At 54.2% G+C, this 20,232-nt stretch carries 18 protein-coding genes; 8 read left to right on the top strand and 10 right to left on the bottom strand.

Features of this window, described 5'->3' with window-relative positions:
- The first annotated feature begins 35 nt into the window (after positions 1–35).
- From H7U12_RS07010 to H7U12_RS07000, 3 genes are all read left to right on the top strand, one after another.
- A complete protein-coding gene (locus H7U12_RS07010; RefSeq protein ID WP_186635086.1) occupies positions 36–641 on the top strand; it encodes a hypothetical protein in 606 nt (201 codons plus the stop codon).
- A gap of 242 nt (positions 642–883) precedes the next feature.
- Positions 884–1,177, top strand: a complete 294-nt coding sequence (locus H7U12_RS07005) for a hypothetical protein (RefSeq protein ID WP_241749208.1) — start codon at positions 884–886, stop codon at positions 1,175–1,177.
- Positions 1,178–1,336: 159 nt separating this feature from the next.
- The gene (locus tag H7U12_RS07000; RefSeq protein WP_186635083.1) at positions 1,337–3,760 is read left to right on the top strand and encodes a TonB-dependent receptor; all 2,424 of its coding nucleotides are present in this window, start codon (positions 1,337–1,339) and stop codon (positions 3,758–3,760) included.
- A gap of 268 nt (positions 3,761–4,028) precedes the next feature.
- Here H7U12_RS07000 and H7U12_RS06995 read toward each other — a convergent pair whose 3' ends face one another.
- Positions 4,029–4,913, bottom strand: coding sequence for a TraB/GumN family protein (locus H7U12_RS06995; RefSeq protein ID WP_186635080.1), 885 nt, complete (start codon positions 4,911–4,913; stop codon positions 4,029–4,031).
- A gap of 215 nt (positions 4,914–5,128) precedes the next feature.
- On the opposite strand from H7U12_RS06995, the gene H7U12_RS06990 reads away from it, so the two are divergent.
- Positions 5,129–6,364, top strand: a complete 1,236-nt coding sequence (locus H7U12_RS06990; RefSeq protein WP_186635077.1) for an MFS transporter — start codon at positions 5,129–5,131, stop codon at positions 6,362–6,364.
- 99 nt (positions 6,365–6,463) lie between these two features.
- On the opposite strand, the gene H7U12_RS06985 is transcribed toward H7U12_RS06990, so the two are convergent.
- A complete protein-coding gene (locus H7U12_RS06985) occupies positions 6,464–7,192 on the bottom strand; it encodes a hypothetical protein (RefSeq protein WP_186635074.1) in 729 nt (242 codons plus the stop codon).
- A gap of 140 nt (positions 7,193–7,332) precedes the next feature.
- Here H7U12_RS06985 and H7U12_RS06980 point away from each other — a divergent pair, with 140 nt between their 5' ends.
- Positions 7,333–7,638 carry a DUF4286 family protein gene (locus H7U12_RS06980; RefSeq protein WP_186635071.1) on the top strand — a complete coding sequence of 102 codons (306 nt, stop codon included), beginning with the start codon at positions 7,333–7,335 and terminating at the stop codon, positions 7,636–7,638.
- 284 nt (positions 7,639–7,922) lie between these two features.
- On the opposite strand, the gene H7U12_RS06975 is transcribed toward H7U12_RS06980, so the two are convergent.
- Positions 7,923–8,399 (bottom strand): GNAT family N-acetyltransferase, encoded by a 477-nt coding sequence (locus H7U12_RS06975; protein ID WP_186635068.1) that lies wholly within the window; start codon positions 8,397–8,399, stop codon positions 7,923–7,925.
- Positions 8,400–8,536: 137 nt separating this feature from the next.
- Positions 8,537–10,729 (bottom strand): prolyl oligopeptidase family serine peptidase, encoded by a 2,193-nt coding sequence (locus H7U12_RS06970; RefSeq protein WP_186635065.1) that lies wholly within the window; start codon positions 10,727–10,729, stop codon positions 8,537–8,539.
- A 393-nt stretch (positions 10,730–11,122) separates the two neighbouring features.
- On the opposite strand from H7U12_RS06970, the gene H7U12_RS06965 reads away from it, so the two are divergent.
- From H7U12_RS06965 to H7U12_RS06955, 3 genes are all read left to right on the top strand, one after another.
- Entirely contained in the window at positions 11,123–11,590 is a 468-nt protein-coding gene (locus H7U12_RS06965; RefSeq protein WP_317170752.1) for a YciI family protein, read from the top strand.
- 616 nt (positions 11,591–12,206) lie between these two features.
- Entirely contained in the window at positions 12,207–14,393 is a 2,187-nt protein-coding gene (locus tag H7U12_RS06960; RefSeq protein ID WP_186635059.1) for an IPT/TIG domain-containing protein, read from the top strand.
- 157 nt (positions 14,394–14,550) lie between these two features.
- Entirely contained in the window at positions 14,551–15,918 is a 1,368-nt protein-coding gene (locus H7U12_RS06955) for a deoxyguanosinetriphosphate triphosphohydrolase (RefSeq protein ID WP_186635056.1), read from the top strand.
- Between the two features lie 224 nt (positions 15,919–16,142).
- Here H7U12_RS06955 and H7U12_RS06950 read toward each other — a convergent pair whose 3' ends face one another.
- The 6 genes from H7U12_RS06950 to H7U12_RS06925 form a co-directional block, all read right to left on the bottom strand.
- A complete protein-coding gene (locus H7U12_RS06950; protein WP_186635054.1) occupies positions 16,143–16,415 on the bottom strand; it encodes a Txe/YoeB family addiction module toxin in 273 nt (90 codons plus the stop codon).
- 4 nt (positions 16,416–16,419) lie between these two features.
- Positions 16,420–16,692 carry a type II toxin-antitoxin system Phd/YefM family antitoxin gene (locus tag H7U12_RS06945; RefSeq protein WP_186635051.1) on the bottom strand — a complete coding sequence of 91 codons (273 nt, stop codon included), beginning with the start codon at positions 16,690–16,692 and terminating at the stop codon, positions 16,420–16,422.
- A gap of 134 nt (positions 16,693–16,826) precedes the next feature.
- Positions 16,827–17,657: a formyltetrahydrofolate deformylase gene (purU, locus tag H7U12_RS06940; protein ID WP_186635048.1), complete on the bottom strand. Its 831-nt coding sequence runs from the start codon at positions 17,655–17,657 to the stop codon at positions 16,827–16,829.
- 95 nt (positions 17,658–17,752) lie between these two features.
- Positions 17,753–18,427 (bottom strand): DUF2939 domain-containing protein, encoded by a 675-nt coding sequence (locus tag H7U12_RS06935; RefSeq protein ID WP_186635045.1) that lies wholly within the window; start codon positions 18,425–18,427, stop codon positions 17,753–17,755.
- Positions 18,428–18,655: 228 nt separating this feature from the next.
- Positions 18,656–19,441 carry a ZIP family metal transporter gene (locus tag H7U12_RS06930; RefSeq protein ID WP_186635042.1) on the bottom strand — a complete coding sequence of 262 codons (786 nt, stop codon included), beginning with the start codon at positions 19,439–19,441 and terminating at the stop codon, positions 18,656–18,658.
- Between the two features lie 5 nt (positions 19,442–19,446).
- Positions 19,447–20,181 carry an SAM-dependent methyltransferase gene (locus H7U12_RS06925; protein ID WP_186635039.1) on the bottom strand — a complete coding sequence of 245 codons (735 nt, stop codon included), beginning with the start codon at positions 20,179–20,181 and terminating at the stop codon, positions 19,447–19,449.
- Positions 20,182–20,232: the final 51 nt, after the last annotated feature.

Below are 20,232 nucleotides of genomic sequence, written 5' to 3'. Positions count from 1 at the left end.
AAAAGCATTTTTAACCTCAAAATCTCAAAAAGACCATGAACAAGTTATTCCGTTCGTTTTTAACCATTGCCGCTTTGGGCACTTCTCTGTTCTTCACCGCCTGTTCTTCTGATGACCCGGAGCCCGAAGTTCCGCAGGAAGAGTTTGACGGCGTGAAGTTCCATTTCATTGAACTGGAAGTGGAGCCTCACGGCGACCACAACCATTACCACCAAACCACCGACACCGTGAAAGTGACCGTGGCCAAAGACGGTACCGTATCGCCGCACCACGTACATCTGGAGGAACACGCGCATTACCGCCTGTTTATAGATGTACAGCGCAACGGCAAGTCGTTGAACCAGGAATTCATTGACGCCGGAGACGAGCACCAGTTCTTCTTTATCCCGTCCAAGCCAGATTACCTGGCCTATACCTATGAAGACAAAGACGTTAATGGCCGCGGCATCGGGCTGAAGGGCCGCTTTGAAGTCCTGAAAGCCGATGACGGTTCTTTTGACCTGAAAGTGGTGCTGCGCCACGGTCTGGACAAAGCCCACGCGGCCGCCGCGCAATGGAACAACCCAGACTACCGTTTTGCCGGGGGCTCAGATGACCTCAACGTCACCTTTGAGATTCACCCCTCGGGCCATGACCACTAAGAAGAAAGCCGTTGGCTAGCTTCCCATTTTAACCACCAGGAGCCGTCTCAATTGAGGCGGCTCTTTTATTGTAGCAACCCGCCCATTCCTGTTTTGAGGCTGTTTTCAGAAAAACAGGCTCGAAACGACTTTCCGCCTCTCCAGGCTCAGATTTTCTAGATAGCCAAGAATTAAGGATTTAGCTTATATTTGTAGACACTCCTCTTGCTGTGCGGAATCTTCGGAACCTAAGTGCCTACCTTTTGCTCCTGCTGTTTTTGCGGGTGATGGTACCTGAAAAGGTGCTGGTGGCCCTGCACGCCCACGCGCACTCAGAAGACAAAGCCCATGATGAGAACCGGCCGCACTTAGAGAAAAAGCACACGCACTGCCCTACCGCCGAGCTGTTTGATGCGCCTTTCCAATCTTCGGAAACCATTGTGGCGTTCTCGGCTCCGCTTCCGCTGGCAGATAGTTACCAGGCTGGCTACGCCTTCATCTGGAAGTTCAGTTATCCGCACACCGCTTCTCCGCGCGGTCCGCCGGCGGTGGCCTAATCCTTTCCATTTTCCTTTTTCAGAACATTCCTGGTGCTGTACGCGGCGCAAGGGGTGGCTATTGCTGAGTCTTCATTTCGATGTCTCTGTCTGCTGATGGTGCGCCTTTACATTGCGCCCGCGCTGACGGCGGACTCCTATTTTCTTAAACCCACCTTCATGGCTTTCCAAAGATTTTTTCTTTTGATAGGCTTGCTGTTTTCCTTCGGAAGCACGCTGGCCCAGAGCAACAATTCCCTTTCCGGCACCATCACCGATGCCCAAACCGCTAGCCCCTTGATTGGGGCCACTTTGTATTTAACGGACTTAAAACGCGCCGTCACTACGGATGTGAATGGCCAATACCAACTGCAAGGACTGCCCAAAGGCCGCTTCCTAACCGAGGTCCGTTACATCGGGTACGTGACCAAAGTGCAGGCCATTACCATTAACGGGGCGGTAACGGCTAATTTTGCCCTGGCGCCTTCGGTGACGGAAGTGCGGGCGGTGGTGGTCACGGGGGTTTCTTCTTCTACTGAAGCCCGCTTGAATCCGGTGCCTACCACGGTGGTGGGCCGGGAGCAACTGGACCGGGGCAGCGCCACCAACGTGATTGACGCCATCGCCAAAACGCCGGGCGTAGCGCAGATTTCCACGGGGGCGGGCATTTCCAAGCCGGTCATCCGGGGCCTGAGCTTCAACCGCATCATCACCCTCAACGACGGCATCAAGCAGGAAGGGCAGCAGTGGGGCGACGAGCACGGCATTGAGATTGACGAGTACTCCGTAGACCGTGCCGAGGTGGTGAAAGGCCCGGGCAGTCTGATGTACGGCTCAGACGGCATTGCCGGGGTCATCAACTTCCTCACGCCAGACCCCATTGAAGAAGGCAAGGTCATCGGGAACGTTTCTACCAATTACCAGACCAACAACAACCTGCTGGGGTACTCGGCCTACAACGCGGGCAACCTGAACGGCTTTAACTGGGCCGCGCGCCTGAGCCAGAAAGTAGCGGGCAACTACCGCAATGACTATGACGGCCGCGTGTATAACTCGGGCTTTAGGGAAACGAACGCGAACGGCTACGTGGGCCTGAACAAAAGCTGGGGCTACTCGCATTTGGCGTTCAGTACCTTTAACCAGACGGTGGGCCTGGTGGAAGGTGAGCGCGATGAGAACGGCAACTTCCTGAAACTGGTGAACCGCAACGGCGAAGCCGAAGAAGAAACCGCCACCGAGGAGGACTTGAAAGGCTATGGTATTGGCATTCCGCAGCAGCGCATCAACCATTTCCGGGTAGCTTCGCAGAACAACCTGGTGTTTGACAATTCGCGCCTCACGTTCAACCTGGCCTGGCAGCAGAACCTTCGCCGCGAGTACGGCAACCCAGTAGATACTGAGGAAGAGGAACTGGCCATGCGTCTGCGCACCTTCAATTATGACGTGAAGTATTTCTTGCCGCACTGGGGAGCCTGGGAGCCCACCGTGGGCGTAAACGGCATGGTGCAGCAGAACCGCAACGAAGGCGAGGAAGTCATTATTCCGGAATACCGGCTGTGGGATGCGGGCGTGTTCGCGTTTATTAAACGAGAGTTCGGGCCGTTGCACCTGAGCGGCGGGCTGCGCTATGATTACCGGAGAATCAAATCAGATGCGTTGTTTATGACCGACGAGGATGCGTTCACCGCCAACCCCGAGGAAGCCGCCGAGACCAAATTCAATCCCTTCACCACTACCTTCTCCAACGTCTCGGGAAGCGTGGGCGCCACGTATAGCCTCACCGATAATCTGAGCGTAAAAGCAAATGTGGCGCGAGGGTTCCGGTCACCCAACATCGCGGAGCTGGCCTCCAATGGTCGGCACGAAGGCACGTTCCGGTACGAGGTAGGCAACACCGCCCTGAAAGCCGAGACCAGTTTACAGGCCGATGCCGGCCTGACCTATGACAGCAAACACGTGACCCTGGGCGTAAACGGTTTCCGGAACAACATCCAGAACTACATCTTCGCGCAGAAACTGACCAGCGTGTTAGGCGGAGACTCCCTCTCCGGCGACGAAGATGATCTGGCTCCTACCTTTAAATATGTGCAGGGCGATGCTTACGTGTACGGCGGCGAATTCACGATGGATATCCATCCGCACCCGCTGGATTGGCTGCATCTAGAGAACTCCTTTTCCTGGGTGAAGTCTATTCAGAAGAACGTACCGGCAGAAATGAAGCACCTGCCGTTCACCCCCGCCCCCCGGCTAGATACTGAATTGCGCGTCAGTTTCCCCAAAGCGGGTGCTTACATCAGAAACTGGTACGCCAAGGCAGAGCTGGAAACCTACTTTGAGCAGGATAACGTGTACAGCGCCTTCGGCACGGAAATGCCCACGCCGGGCTACAGCTTGCTTAACCTTGGGCTAGGCGGAAACTTCGCCAATGCCGCCGGGAAAACTAGGCTCTCGGTGTACCTCATCGCCAACAACGTGCTGGATAAAGCCTACCAAAGCCACCTGAGCCGCTTGAAGTACGCCCCGGAGAACCCCGCCACCGGCCGAATGGGTGTGTACAACATGGGCCGCAACGTGAGCATCAAAGTGGTGGTGCCCATCGGGTAAAAGTCTCGGGTAAGCCGCTTTGGGTTTTTGACCTCTTTTCAGAAAAAGGCGCAGGAAACACCTCTTGCGCCTTTTTCTATTTACCGTGTTTTCCGTGCATGCTTCGCCAACTAAGCTGGGTAGGTTTTCGGAAAACAGCCACTTCTGTTTATCGACTCCTTTCCTGAAAACAGCCCTGAAACGGGAAGATCTATACACCACAAAAGCGCGGGCCCGTGTCAACCAAATGAGACGGGCCCGCGCTTTTACGTATCTTGGGGTTGGAGGCCTATTCCTGAACGGGCTCTACTTTGTAGCCTTGGGCGCGAAGCAACTGGATGAGCCCTTCCTCTCCGGCTAAGTGGGCGGCTCCCACGGCCACGAATGACGGACTTTTCTTCATCATGTCTACCATAGGCGCCAACCATTTGTGGTTACGCTCATCCAGCAGCAGGTTGTTTGATCCTTTGGCGTCTTCCTGCGAGGTGATCAGGGAATAGAGACCGTCTAAATCTTCTTGTTGGTAAAGGCTCAGCAGGTTCTTCATCAGTTTCCGCTGTTTATCAAACTGCTTCACGTTGTTGAGCAGTTGGCTGGTCTGAACTTCCAGGGTAGATTGGTCAAAAAGGGCCACCTGCTCCTCTGGGGTTTCCAGCACATAAATAGACTTGTGCCATTTCTTGGCCATGTCCAGCAAAGCCAGGTCATAAGACTCAGGGCTGTAGCCCAGTAATTTAGGGTACAACAGCAACTGACCCAGGAAACCTGGCTTGATAAACCGGTACTGCTGCATGTTGCGCTCCAGAGAGTCTTCCACAAAGTTGGCCAGCAGGTTATACTCCTGCGCAGTCATCAAAGACTCCAGCGGCTGGTTCATGCGCATGGTCTTGGAAAGAAGGCGGCTCAGCTTGGGGCTGTCCAGGTCTACCTCAAAAATCACGGTCTGGGATTTCACTAATTTTTGTTTTACCTTACTAGGCAAAGCAAACTGATCTTTGGGAACCAGGTGGAAGGTGCCGTAGAGATAAGAGGTCTTGATGCCTTTGCCGCTTACCTTCCAGAGTAACGATTTGCTTTGAGGTTCAAGTGAAGCACAAGCGCCGGTTTCAATGAAAGAAACGGTTGAAACCAGAAGTAAGAAGAAGTAAATAAAAGCGCTTTTATACGTGCTCATATGATGAAGGTTGCAGAACTTTAACAAAAGTAGAACTTTTTTTTAGAGTAGAATATGATCTTTATCAAGATTCCGACGAAACGGGGTAAATCCTCGCCCAATCCTAACCGTCTGTTCTTAAATAATTTATCGAATTCCGGTCATATTTGAAGATTTATATCAAAAGTGCAAAATCTTCCTATTGGTAATGATCGTCTATCTCTTCTGCCCGGCCCATGCAAACCACTACTTCTTCGGCTTCTACAAGTAAACTCTTAAACACGGCGGTTATTGTGGCCGCTTTAGGCTACTTTGTAGACATATATGACCTGGTGCTTTTCAGTATTGTGCGGATCGCCAGCCTGCGCGACCTGGGCGTGACCGACTCGGCGGCCTTGCTGGAGGATGGGGTCCGTCTGATAAATATGCAAATGACGGGTATGTTGCTGGGCGGTATTTTCTGGGGTATTCTGGGCGATAAGAAAGGGCGGATCTCCGTGTTATTTGGTTCTATTTTCTTGTACTCTTCCGCGAACATTGCAAACGGGTTTGTCTCCAGCCTGGAGGCGTACGCCTGGCTGAGGTTCATTGCGGGGGTTGGGCTGGCCGGGGAGCTGGGAGCCGGTATCACGCTGGTGTCAGAAGTCCTGCCGAAGGAGAAGCGGGGTTATGGTACTACCATCGTGGCCTCGGTGGGTATCTCGGGGGCTATTCTGGCGGGCATCATCGGGGAATACTTCCACTGGCGGACGGCCTATTTTGTGGGCGGCGGCTTAGGTCTGCTCCTCTTGCTGCTCCGGATTGGGGTGTACGAGTCAGGTATGTTTGCGCGCACGCAGCAGCAAGACGTAGCACGGGGCAATTTCCTGAGTCTCTTTACCAATGGTGCCCGCTTCCTGAAATACGTGAAATGTATCTTAGTGGGAGTTCCTATCTGGTTTGTGATTGGCGTGCTCATCACGTTCTCGCCCGAGTTTGGCCAGGCATTGGGCGTGCCCGTGGCCATTTCAACGGCCAAGGCCATCGGTTTCTCTTATTTCGGGTTGAGTTTGGGAGACGTGGCCAGCGGGTTACTAAGCCAAAAGCTGCAAAGCCGGAAACGTGCCGTAATACTCTTTCTCTTCTTGCTGGCGCTCGCCATTCTCCTTTACCTGTTCGCCCATGGTGCCAGTGAGACCTATTTCTACGTGTTATGCTGCGCCCTGGGCTTTGCCAGTGGCTATTGGGCCATGTTTGTGACCATTGCGGCAGAACAGTTCGGTACCAACATCAGGGCCACGGCTACTACTACGGTGCCTAACTTTGTACGCGGTGCCGTTGTGCCGTTCACCCTTATGTTTAGCGCCTACAAAGAAGAGTGGGGCTTGTTACTGACGGCCGGGGTACTGGGAGTAATAGCGCTGGTCATTGCGCTGGCGGCCATCTTAACCTTACCAGAGAGCTACGGCAAAGAGCTGGACTATGTAGAGTAAAGTTTAGGGGCCGTTTTCCTGAAAACGGCCCCTAAGCAGATGGCTTATCACTGACAGCGCCGTTCTAGTTACCCACGCCCTGGCAGCAGAACAGTAGCGTCATTTTCTTTCAAAGGCGAGGCGAAATGATTGAAAGGCGATAGAATCACCGGCTTTTAACTGACTTACATCTGGGCGCTCCTGCAAGACATTGTTTACTCCGCTAATCTTGGTGTAGCTCCTGGGGCTATATTGCCCATTGAGGTAGTCATACTGCACTAAAACATAATTCAACCTAGGGAAATGCAGCTGCCCATTGGTGATTTGTGCCACCATTGTAGTCAAATACCGGTAGATAAAACTTTGCGAGGGAACAGAAAGGGGCTCACGGTAAGCATAGGGATGTAGGTAGAAAGCATTGGAGAGCCTGAAGAGATACTCATCTTGGCTTCTGTTCCATTCCGCACCTACATAGGTAATGGTATCTTTTCCCACCAACTCCAAATCCTTTCCCTTCTTCACAAGAGAGAAATCGGTCCAATTGTGCAAAGAAGCTCTCTTTAATTGAGCATTTCCAGCTGAAATGATGCGTAGAGAGTCTACAAGCCCCACCAGCACATTCTCTTTATAGCCGTTTTCAAATAGAAAGGACTCTCCATATCTCCGCGCAAACTTGCTGATGACCTGCGGGTCTGTGACTTCCCCTTGGCGGGTAAAAACCCTTATCTTAGAGGTACTCTCTAAATAAGCCGAAGTGTACGTAGAGGGATATTCTAACGGAGCAGTCTCCTCCTCTTTCTCACAGGCAGCCAACACCAGGGCAAGTAATACCAGGTAAATTTTCTTCATTTAATTGGGTATTCTTTGTTAGATCACTTACCCGTAACTTACACAATAAGAATAATATAAGAAAATAGCCCCTCTACAAAAGCAGGCACCATTTCGTAAGACTACTTGTTAGCCAAGTAAGATAAGCAGTATTTTCGCACATGATTCTTTTCAACGAGACCGTAAACATAGACAACAGGGTGGCCGCCGACTGGCTCCAGTGGATGCAGGAAACCCATATTCCGGAGGTGATGGCCACTACCTTCTTCATTAAGTTTCAGCTGGCCAAAGTGATGGAGGAGGAAGATACCGGGGGCACCACCTACGCCATCCAGTACTATGCCCGCCACATGGATGACCTGCTGGAGTACCATCGGGAGCATGACAAGGCCATGCAGGCCAAAATGCAGGCCCAGTACCCCGGCCAGTTCGTGTCTTTCCGGACCGTGCTGGAGGTTGTGGAATAGGCGCAGCGCGAACCTCGGGAATGCTCAGGAAGCTTTTGCCAGTATAGGGCGCGATTCGCGGATAAGCAGACAGCCAACGCTAATCTGTTTCTGCCCCGTTTTTATGAAAATACCCTGAAACCGGACTTCGGTTTCAGGGTATTTTGCTTTTATCCGGCAGGGCGCAGGAGTATTCTTTACATTGTGGAGAAACTGCTTTCAGGAGGTTTTGGGGCCGTTTTTTGGATAATAGGCCTAAAATGCGCTCCGCAGGTGTAGCTGATGCTAGGGTGTAAACCCGATGTTTAGAACCGGTGGAGTTCTTCCTGAGATAGGTTGCAGTTGATCCATTCGCCGTCCAGGTTGGCTCCAATGCTGCGGTAGAACCCGATGGCGGGCTCGTTCCATTCCAGTACCTGCCACTTCATGCGTTTGTAATTTTCCTCTTTGGCGGTCTGCACCACGGCGTTGAACAGCAACCGGCCCAGCCCCTGCCGGCGGAGGCGCTCCGTGACCACAATATCTTCCAGGTACAGCATTTTTCCTTTCCAGGTAGAATAGGCGGTATAATACAGCGCGATGCCCACAATGCCCTCCTCGGCAGAATCGGCCACGAAGAATTCAAAGATCGGCCTCTCCCCGAAGCCGTCGCGGCGCATGTCTTCTATCGTGTTGGTGACTTCGTCAGGGGCTTTCTCGTAAACCGCCAGCTCCACAATCAGGGCATGCGCGCCAGGCAGATCGGCCTCAGTTCCTTTCCGGATTTTTATGCTTAAGCTCATAAAGTCAAGGTTTTTATAGCCATGCTGTCGGCTAGTGGCCGCAAGGTACACGGTCTGATGCGCATAAAAAAGCCCCATCGTTTCGCGGCAAAAGGCGAAACGACGGGGCGAAAGGCAGAAATTAAGCAGGGAAAGACCTACTGCGCCGCGAACGGATTCACGCCCATGTTGTAGTACACAAAGGACCAGACATCGGCGGCTTCGGCAATCTGGGCCGTGGTGGATTTCCCGGCCCCGTGCCCGGCTTTCACGTCAACCCTGATCAGGTACGGGTTAGGCCCCGCGCCTTTCTCCTGCAGCGTGGCAATGTACTTGAACGAGTGCGCCGGCACCACGCGGTCATCATGGTCGGCGGTGGTTACCAGGGTGGCCGGATAGCTCACGCCCTCCTTAATGTTGTGGATAGGCGAGAATTTCAGCAGGTTCTGGAACTGCGCCGCGTCATCAGAGGAGCCGTATTCCGGCACCCAGGCCCACCCGATGGTGAATTTATGAAACCGCAGCATGTCCATCACGCCCACCGCGGGCAGCGCTACTTTGAACAGATCGGGGCGCTGGTTGGCCACGGCGCCAATGAGCAGGCCGCCGTTAGAGCCACCGGCAATGGCCAGTTTCTGCGGCGAGGTGTATTTCTGGTCTCTCAGGTACTCGGCGGCCGCAATAAAGTCGTCAAACACGTTCTGCTTGTTGGGCGTCATGCCCGCTTTGTGCCAGGCCTCGCCGTACTCACCGCCGCCCCGGATGTTGGCCACCGCAAACACGCCGCCGTTCTCCAGCCACACCATGCGCGCGATGCTGAACCCCGGGGTCATGGAGGTGTTAAATCCGCCGTAGGCGTACAGGTACGTGGGGTTGTTGCCGTCCAGTTTCAGGCCTTTCTTGTGGGTGATGAACATGGGCACCTTGGTGCCGTCTTTGCTGGGGTAGAACACCTGTTTGGTCTCGTAGCCCTCCATGTTCACGTCTACCTCTGATTTCCGGAATAAGGTAGATGTATTGGAGGCGATGTCATACTGGTAAATGGTGGTGGGGTACGTGTAGGAGGTGAAGGTGTAGAAAACGGTCTTGTCTTCCTTCTTCCCCGAGAAGCCGTCGGCGGTGCCAATGGTGGGCAGGTTCACGTCATGCAGCCACTTGCCGCTGGTGTCATGCACCCGCACCAGGGTGGCGGCGTCTTTCATGTAGTTCAGGAGGAGGCGGCCGTTCACCAGCGAGGCATAGTTCAGCACATTGTCGGTCTCGGGCACCAGCGTTTTCCAGTTGGAGGCCTGTGGTTTCTTGAGATCGATCTCCACGAGCTTGTACTTGGGCGCATTCTGGTTCGTGAGCACAATGAGTTTGTCCCCGATGTTCTCCACCACGCCGTACTCTTTGTCAAAGGTCTCTACCAGCGGCACGAAGGGGCTGTTGAGTTTGGTGAGGTCTTTCACGTAGAGCGAGTTGTTGCTGGTGCCTTCGGAGGCCGTCAGGATAAGGTACTTCTCGTCCTGGGTGGTGCCCGCGAACAGAAGGCGCAAAGGGTGCGCTTTGTCTTCCCAGATGAGTTGGTCCTGGCTTTGCGGCGTGCCTACCTTGTGGTAGTAGACCTTGTGGTACTCATTCTTGTTGGCCATCTTGGAACCTTGCGTGGGCTCGGCGTAACGGCTGTAGAAAAACCCGTCTTTGTGCCAGCTGGTGCCGGAGAATTTGATCCAGTGCAGCTCATCGGACAGCTTTTTGCCGGTGGCCACGTCCAGCACATAGGCATCGCGCCAGTCAGAGCCGCCCGTAGAAGTGGTGTAGACCGCGTATTTGGCGTCTTTGCTGAAGTTGAGGCTGCCCAAGGAAGTGGTGCCGTCTTCTGAGAGCTTGTTGGGGTCCAGGAACAGTTCTGGGGTGCCGTTCAGGCCTTTCTGGCGGTAAAGCACGCTCTGGTTCTGCAACCCGTCGTTTTTATAGAAGTAGTAATAGTCTCCCTCGCGGAACGGAGATCCATATTTGGGGTAGTTCCAGAGCTGCGTGAGGCGTTGTTTGATCTGCTCCCGGAACGGAATCTTGGCCAGATAATCAAAAGTGACATCGTTCTGCGCTTTTACCCAGTCGGCTACGTTCTGGGCGGTATCGGCTTCAAGCCAGCGGTACGGATCTGGGACCTGGGTGCCGTGGTAAGTGTCGGTGTGGTTTATTTTCTCGGTTTTCGGGTACATAGAGGTGGAAGGTTTGGCGGACCCGGCGGGCGTTTGAGTGGCCGCACTGGTTGCCGCCGACGGTGAAGCGGTTGGTGTGCTGGTTGTACAGCCGGTTACCGCCGCCAGGGCAGCAACCCAGATAAACGTAAAGGGTCTATTCATGTTTACGGGCGTTAGTTTCACCAAGTATAGTTAAAAGTAATAGCTGCCCCCGCCCCGCATCTGCACGGAGGCGTAAGGGGTATTCCAACGTTACAAAACTAGGGCTTCCTTCTGGTGGTTTCCGCAAGCCAATCTCTCGGAAAGGCCCGTTTGGGGCTGAGTTGCAGCGTGGCTATCCATCGCCAGAAAAAGCATCCGCAGGAACGGAGGTTTACTCCTCTATATTAGAGAAAACATTGGTATATTCCCAATAGAGAACCGCCGCGCTGCGGGACGTTATCCCGCAGAGAGAATGATTGGGCGAGAGACCGGGAACGAGGTCCTTAGCGGATAAAGCTGCCCCTCGTAGGAACCGGTACGAATACAGACACAACAAGCCTTTCAATTATGCACGTGAAACACTTCTTATTGGTGGCCGCGCTCGGCTGGGGAGCCGCTACTGCCCATGCTCAGACAAAACCCGCCGCCAGGAAACCGGCCAAAACCGTGGAGAAAGCCCCGGGTAAGCCCGAGGCCCAGGAATCTCCTGCCCCTCAGGTGAAAGAACCCGCCGAAGGCGAGATGAAGCTCTACTACCTGGCGTTCCTGAAGAAAGGCCCCAACCGCAGCCATGACTCTTTGACCTCGGTGAAAATCCAGGAGGCCCACATGGCGCACATCAACAAAATGGCCGCCGATGGCAAGCTGACCCTGGCCGGGCCTTTCATGGACGACGGCGAATTCAGGGGGATTTTCATTTTCAACGTCGCGACGATGGAAGAGGCGAAAGCCCTCACCGAGGCCGATCCGGCGGTGAAAGCAGGCCGGTTGGTGGTGGAACTGCACCCGTGGTTCGCCCAGAAAGGCGCTAAATTGAAGTAGCCGCAGCTTTGGGGCCGTTTTCAGGAAAACACCCCTAAAACCCGAAAATAAATTTTTGCGAGAGCACAATAAACCTTGTATGTTTCCGTTTTGGAGGGGAAATAGTTGTTGTGTATTGTACAGAAGGATCTGGCTGCTCTAGCCGGATCTTTCTGTTTTTAGAGGGCTTGTTCTCCTTATGTGGGGTTCCCTTCCCCGTAAATCAAACCTCGGCACAAATAATCTACTAGCTGACCCGCGTTCGCGAACGAGGATAGCGCTGCTGTTTCCACTTGCTCCCTCCCTCTTCAATGCCGCGCCAGACCCGCCGTACGCCAACTTTCTTTTTGAGCCTGTTTTCCTGAAAAGAGCTTAAAATCACCGATATATCTTCATGTAGGCACAATATGTCCGGCGGCTTTCCCGTTTTCAACCCGAAGTAGTTTCTGTTTAGCTTTTTGAGGCATTTATCTTTCAGAGGTAAGTGCCTCAATTTTTTTAGCGCAAAGGAGAGTACAGCCAACCGTTGGGGCTATATAATTCGTAGTTGTGTTGCACCTGTGCCGCGGCACCAGTAACTTACAGACACTGGCGGAGTTCGTGCGTTTACCCACAGCACTTTCTATTCACTGTTTTTATGAAACAAAGCTTTACTCGTCCTTTTTCTTTCATCGCTAAGAACCTCTCTTCGCTGCTGTTGGTGGTGTTGGGTTTCTTGATGGCTCCTGGGGTACAGGCGCAGGATGTCTGCCAACTTATTCCGCTGTCTCTGGAAGAACGCGTGCAAGCCGCCCAGGTGGTGGTGGAAGGAAAAGTGATCAGCCAGCGCTCTTTCTGGGACGAGAAGCACGAGAATATTTACACCGCCAGCCAGGTAGAAGTGTACAAAGTCTTCAAGGGGGAGCCCACCGCTACTACCGTGGAGATCATCACCGAGGGCGGTAGGGTAGATATGGACCTGCACGTGTACTCCGCCACGCTTTCCCTGAAGAAGGAACAACAGGGCGTTTTCTTTCTACAGTCTCCTAAACCATCTCCCAAAGCCAAATTGGCCAAGACGGGGTACACCGTGTTCGGCAGTACGCAGGGCTTCATCAAATACCAGTTAACCGAGGGCACCGCCAAAGACCCATTCACCAGATACGCCTCCATTCCGCTGGAAGTGTACGGCTCCCTGGCCAGACTGTCGGGCCGGACACTGAAGGCAGTGAAGGCGAACACCGACCTGGACATCGCCCTGAAACCCAAACCCGCTACCCAGAACCAGCGGCGCTCCATCCCTACTATTGATAATTTCAGCCCGAAAAGCCTCCGGGCTGGCACCGGCGATGTGCTCACCATTACCGGCACCAACTTCGGGAGCACCCGGGGCAACGGATATGTAGAATTCCGGAACTCTGATGATGGCGGCAAGACCTTCGTGAAGCCTCTGGCTACCGATTATCTGGGTTGGTCAGATACTCAGATCCGGGTAAAAGTACCTTCCTACGGAATAGACGGCGGTACGGCCGGCACTGGAGATTTCAGGGTGGTGAACAATGACCCTAACACCGCCACCTCCGCCAGTCCTCTGAACATCATTTTTGCCCATTCCAATGTCAGTTATGAAAGCGAGGAGCGTAAAATAGAGGAGCAAAGCGTACAGACCCGGCTGATCTCACAAAACGGGCAGGGCGGTTATACGTTCCGGTTTGGGGCCAGCTTTGAGGCCAATACCGCCGCGCTGTATGCCTTCAAGCGCTCCATGAACGAGTGGTCCTGCACTACGTTCGTCAACTGGAATACCGTCTCCAACAACCCCGTGGCGAACACCGCCGATGATAACATCAATGCCGTGCGGTTTGCCACCGCCAGCGATGATTTGCCCGCCAACGTGCTGGGCCGCACCATTAGCCGGTACCGGGGCTGTATCTCGGGCACGGTGCTCAACTTCTGGGTAGACGAGATAGACATGGAATTTGCGCAACGCAGTGACTGGCAGTACGGCCCTGATGCCTCCACCAACCGGCAGTTCGATTTCCAGTCGGTGGTGGTGCATGAGTTAGGGCACGGGCATCAGCTTAGTCACCTCATTCTGCCCAAGGCCGTGATGCACTATGCCGTGGCCCGGGGTCAATCGTCCAGAACCCTGAATCCCGAGAATGATATTGCCGGTGGAAATTATGTGATGGAACGCAGCCGGACGGCCTCCCCCTGTGGTGAGAAACCCATGGAGCCCAAACCCGCCAATGCCTGCGCCATTCCGGTGGAGTTGATTGAACTGGAAGCGGAACTGACCGTCAACAACCAGGTATTGCTCCAGTGGACCACGCAGCAGGAAAACGGAATCACGGCCTTTGCGGTAGAAAGAAGCCCCGATGGGGAGACGTACACCACCATTGGCACCGTGCCCGCCAGCGGCACCTCTACCACGCCCACCTCGTATGAATTTCTGGATACCTCCCCGCTCACCGTACTCAATTATTACCGCCTGCGCCTGATCAGGGCCAATACGGTAGTAGAGGAGTACTCAGAAGTGGTGCAGGTGGCCGGTCCCAACTTTGTGCGGCAGATAGCCCCTAACCCCGGTGGCAACGAGACAACCCTGTTTTTCAATACCACCGAGAAAGAAGTGCTGCATCTGGCTATCTTCAATACGGCCGGCCAGCTCTACCGCGAATGGTCCTTAGAAGTGACGCCGGAATCTAACAAGTATGACATTACGCTGTTCCCGGCCCAGAAGGAAGGCAAAACAGACATGTATCCTACTAGACGGGGCTTGTTCCTGATCAAGTGGAGCACCAAGCAGGAAAACGGCGTCATCCGGTACCTGAAACTAGAATAGGGTCAGTGCAGCGGCAAAGCAGAAAGGCCCGGAAAGAATCCATCTTTTCCGGGCCTTTCTGTTTTTGTGCTCTTTTCCAGAAAACGGCCCTGAAACAGCGTTTCATTTTTTGCTTTGGACCTAGAGGAGGCGTAGTTTCGGGGCTTAGAGTTTTGCCATGCCACAGATGAATTGGGAGCGCCTGATCTCCAAGAAACGCTTTGATGCCCAGACCCTGGAACACGCCACCGATGAGTCGGTGCGCGGCGAGTTTCAGCGCGATTATGACCGGTTGGTGTTCTCCATGCCTTTCCGGAGGTTGCAGAACAAGACCCAGGTCATGCCCATGCCCGAGAGCGATTTCGTGCACAACCGGCTTACCCATAGTCTAGAGACGTCCTGCGTGGGCCGTTCTTTGGGCCGTATGGTGGGCAAGGCTTTGCTGGAGCGGCATCCGGCTATTCTGGAGGCGCACCCCGGCATGCTGGAGTCTGATTTCGGGGACATGGTGGCGGCCGCCTGCCTCACGCACGACATCGGGAACCCGCCCTTCGGGCACTCCGGCGAAGACGCCATTTCCTCTTTCTTCCGGAGCCTTGAGGCCGCCGCATACTTACAGGACCTGACTCCGGCCCAGATTTCTGATCTCCAGAATTTTGAAGGCAACGCCGCCGGTTTTAGGATCATCACGCACACGCATCCGGGGCAGAGCACCGGCACCTGCGGCATGCGCCTCACCTACAGCACGCTAGCCACCTTCACCAAATACCCGCGCCCCTCAGATGCCGTGGTGAAAGGCACCAAAAAAGCCAGCGAGAAAAAGTATGGCTTCTTTCAGGCCGAGCAGGCGCATTTCAGGAAGATTGCCGAGGCGCTGGGCATGCTGCCTGCCGGAGAGCACGCCTTTCACCGGCACCCCATGGCGTTTCTGGTGGAAGCCGCCGATGACATCTGCTACCGCATCATTGACTTTGAGGATGGTTGCCGCCTGGGGTTGATTCCGTTTGAACAGGCCCGCGACCTGCTGCACCCGCTGCTGAATGAGCGCCCCGGCAAAGTCCACAGCACCACCTTCCACGATTGGCGCGAACAGCTGGGCGTTTGGCGGGCCGTCATCATCAACAACCTGATGTATGAGTGTGCGGGCATTTTCCTGGACCATGAGGAAGCCATCCTGAGCGGCACGTTTGACCAATCGCTGATTAACCTGGTGCAGCAGAAAGCCGCCCTGGACGAGATCAAGAAAATCTCTATTGAGCGGATTTACCGCCACCGGCCGGTGCTGGAGATTGAGGCCGCAGGTTTCGAGGTGCTGGGCGGCTTGCTGGAAGCGTTTCTGAAAGCCGTTTTTGAGCCGTTTTCCGGAAAACACCGCAAATACCTGGACCTGGTGCCCGATCAGTTCCTGGGGCCGCAGCGCCAACTCTCCCCAGACAGCTACGAGAAGATCCTCAACATCACTGATTTCATCTCCGGCCTCACCGACAGCAGCGCCATCAGCCTCTTCCGGAAGATCAAAGGCATTGAATTGCCCCGCATGTATTAAAGGTTGCTGGTGGTGTATTGCTGATGGTCAGTAGCAGAAAGCTGTCTGTTTCTGAGCGGCTTTTACGAAAGCCATCTTCTCCTCGCCCTGTCATCTTGAAAAGATCTTGTGGGCAAACTAGAAAGGCTCTGAGGAACTGCTAATTTATAAGATACAAGAATCAATCTCCTGAAGTGAGGGAACTTGCAGTAAAGAAAAGGCAACAGAGTAGGGTTACTTGATCTTTAATAGTGTAACCGGCACTGGATGATGGTACATACCTGATCTATCCCTTTTGTGCCTGTTACCTTGTAAACTAAACGGTGCTCGTGGGTGATGCGCCGTGACCAATAGCTCTTTAAGTCATGCTTTAGGGGCTCCGGTTTCCCAAGCCCGTTAAAGGGATCTTTTCTTATGGCTTCAAGCAATTCATAAATGCGCTTTACAATAGCAAAGTCACCGGTCTTAACAAAATAGAAGAGATCTTCATGGCCGTTCTTGGTGAACCTGAATTCCATGCACCTATTTTTCTATTTCCTTCTGGAGATCTTCTAGGGAGAAAGCAATCGTTTGACCGCTTTCCGCCTGGGCAAGCGACTCTTCCAACCTGTGGCGGTTAGCGGGAGTGGAGAGCAGGTGAGCGGTTTCCATGATGGAGTTGTATTCCTGCAAAGGCATGATCACCACAGCCTCTTCATTCTCCCTGGGAATTACCAACGTCTCCAATGATTTGGTCACCAGATCAAGGTAGTTCTTGATGTTGTTTCTGAAGGCACTTACAGTTAATGATATCATGGCTGTTCTCTTTTACTCTATTCAAATGTACATAATTCTGTACAATGTTGTTCCATGAAATGAGCACAAAAGAAAGGGTACTCAGCTATGGTTCCTTATGAATTGCACCTTAGAAGCGCTAAGGCCAAGCACCTCTAAAAGATGATGGTTTTGTTGTTGCTCACAAACACCTTCTCCGCAAAGACCAGCTTCAGGGCCTGCGCCAAGACAATCTTCTCCACATCGCGGCCCGACTGCGCCATGTCGCGGGCATCCTGCGTGTGGTTCACTTGGATGACGTTCTGCGCGATGATAGGGCCTTCGTCCAGGTCACTGTTCACAAAGTGAGCGGTGGCACCGATGATCTTCACGCCCCGCTCATAGGCCTGCCGGTACGGGTTCGCGCCAATGAAGGCGGGCAGGAACGAGTGATGGATGTTGATGATGCGGTTGGGGAACTGCGCCACAAACGCCGGGCTGAGCACCCGCATGTACTTGGCCAGCACCACATACTCCGGCGAATAATCGGCCAGAATTCGGCTCATTTCCTGGTCGTGCTCCTCGCGGGTTTTGTGCTCATGGGACACGTGGTGAAACGGAATCCCGAAGCGCGACACCAGCGACTCCAGCTCCGCGTAGTTTCCCAGTACGGCCAGAATGTTGGCGTTCAGATCGCCGTACTCGTGGCGCAACAGCAGATCGCCCAGGCAATGGTGTTCCTTGGTGACCAGTAGCACGATGTTCTTCTTTCGCTCCGGCACCAGGCGGATGTTGGCTTCGGGCGGCAACTCGGCGCTCAGTTCCTGCACCAGGGCGGCAGGATGTACTTCGCCGGCCAACTCGGCCCGCATGAAGAACTGATTCTGCTGGCGGTCTACAAATTCATCGTTGCTGGTGATGTTGAGGTTGTTGCGGAAGACGATCTGGGTGATGGTGAAGATGAGGCCCTTGCGGTCTGGGCAGTCAATAAGCAGGAAATTAACCATGAGTCAGGAGGCAAGCAGCTTTAGCCCCGATTTACGCAAAAGTGCCCTAAAACGGAAGAAGGATGGATGGAAAGAAAAGCAAAACGTTTCTGAGTTTACATGCGCAGCTTCAGCTGGGGCAGGTTCTTCAGGTTTTTGAACGTCTCCAGCAAGCCCAACTGCTTCATGACCGGACCCGCGTTGGGTAAGCCCACCACTTGCCAATAGTTGCCCCGGTCACGCATCTGCACTTCCACAATCACCGGGTTCGGTTGCGAGGGTACGCGCAAATCCAGGCCCACCACGGCCAGTGAATCATTGCGGTTTACGTAGGAGATTCCTTCCAGGCGGCTGTTGGTCAAGGGGTTTTCCTGCAGGAGCTTTTGCAGGGGCAGCACGGCCTGCAGTTGCTCCCACTCCTCTTCGCTCACCGCGGCAGGCCGACCGTTCATGGATTTGCGGTGGGCTACGTAGTCTTCAATGCCTCCCCTAATGGACTGCAGCACTTCCTGCTTCTTGGAAGCCATGGCCATGCCCAACGCCATGGCCGCCAACGCCTGCTCTTTCTGGGGCAGCTCGGCCATGCCGGCCTGCATGGCCTGGTCCAGGAAACTGGCCGTGGTGCGGTCCACATCCACGTACTTCTCCAGCGCCACCAGATCGCGGTTGTCTACGGCCTGTTTTATTTGGTATAAAGAGAACTCGGGGCCTTGCGCGTACCGCTTGTAGAGCCAATATCCCACGGCTCCCACTAGTACCAGCACCGAGAGCAGCACCATGATTCTTTTCATAGGAATGTCATCTTGCAGAGTAGAAAATCATTGTACGGAAAACCGGCCCGCGCGCTCACGCCTTGGCGGGACTCCCGTTAAACTTTCTTTTCCGGGCGTGCGCCTTGTGAAAATTGGGCTTCCGCCGAGAGCCTTAAACAGAACCGCCGGTCCGTTTTAAGCCTGCTTTTGGGAAAACAAGCTCAAAACGGACCGGCGGTCTGGATACTTGATGTGTCTGCCCAGTTTCTACAGCATGCCTGCGCCAATGGCGATCAACGCCCCGGCGATGGTGGCCAGCAATTTGCCTCGGTTAAACCGATGCTCGGGGCTGGTCTCAAACAAGATGGTGGTGGAGATGTGTAGGAAGTTCCCGACCACTAAGCCCGACAGCACCGTATAAGCCTCCCCGGAAAGCAGTTTCTCCAGCGCCACGTAATTGCTGAACAGCAGACCCAGCGGCGAAGCCACCGCAAACAGCAACAAATACCCGAAGGCCTTCTTAAAGCTATGCAGCTGCGTCACCAGCACCGACATCAGCGCGATGGCCGCCGGAATATGGTGCAGCGCGATGCCCGCCAGAATGTGGTAGAAATTGTCGCCTACGTGGGCGTGGTGGTGCAGGTGTTCATGCGCCTGTTGGGCGGCCATGCGGCTCTGGACCATGACGCTGCCCTCCAGAAACGAATGGATGATCAGCGAGGTCAGCAGCAGCACCGGCACCGTTCCGTGGTTATGATGGTGCCCCTCGCCTTGCGGATGCGCGTGGATGTGCCCGTGCTCTACCCCGTGCGAGAAGCCCTCCAGCACCAGTTGCAGGAAGAAGCCCGCCAGAATGTAGAAGCCCACCCGGTGCGGGTCCTGGGTGCTGAGCAAGACATCGGGCAAGATGTGCAGGATGGTGAGCGCAAACAAATAGGCCCCACTGAAAGCCAGCAGCAGCTTCAGCCAGCGTTGGTTGTCCTGGGGGAGAAAGCGCACAAGCCAGCCCGCGCCCAAGACGGTAAAGAATAGAACGGAGACCGCTACTATCATGGAAGTTATTTCTTCAGGATGAAAATCATACGTTCGCTCTTCTCCGGATCATACGGCCCCAGGTGATAATCCCCGAACACGTGAGCCAACCGAAGCTGGGCCATCTGGAAGTACTCCAGAAACTCCTGGTACTGGAGCGCCCGTACTCTTTCTAAAAACTCATACGGCTGCCCCTGGTCCTCAAAAGTGATGGTCTTGAGAATGAAGCCCGCCTCTACTTTGCGCGTGATGTGAAAGGTGATGCCGCCCACCTCCTTCGTTTCCCGGGATACCAGCCGGTTGATGACCCGCGGCGTGTTCATGAAGTCAATGATGAACTTGCCGCCCGGTTTAAGGGAGGCGGTGCTGGCCCGCAACGCGATCACGTTCTCGTAATCAGCACTGAAATACCCAAAGCTGGTGAACAGGTTGAAGACAAAGTCAAAGGCTTCTGGCTGGAACACCTCGCGCATGTCATGCACAAAGAACCGGAGCCTTTCGTTCTCAAATTGCCGCGCGTAGGCAATGCTCCGCTCAGACAGATCCAGGCCGGTGACATCATAGCCTTTCTGGTTCAGGTACACCGAGTGCCTTCCTTTTCCGCAGGCCAGGTCCATGAGGCGGCAGGTGGGTTTCGGCCGGAGATGATTCAGGAGGTTGTCCAAGAACCGCTGGGCCTCCTGGGCATCGCGGTTCCGGTACAGGAGGTGGTAATACGGTGAATCAAACCAGGTATGAAACCAATCTTCCGGGTGTATCATGCGGGTACGGAAATAGGTAAGCAGGCAACACGTCTATCCCGGTGCTTAACA

It is taken from the genome of Rufibacter sediminis (assembly GCF_014269285.1).
Lineage (GTDB): Bacteria > Bacteroidota > Bacteroidia > Cytophagales > Hymenobacteraceae > Nibribacter > Nibribacter sediminis.
Note: the sequence above shows the minus strand (reverse complement) of the source record. Positions and strands in the feature narration are given on the sequence as shown.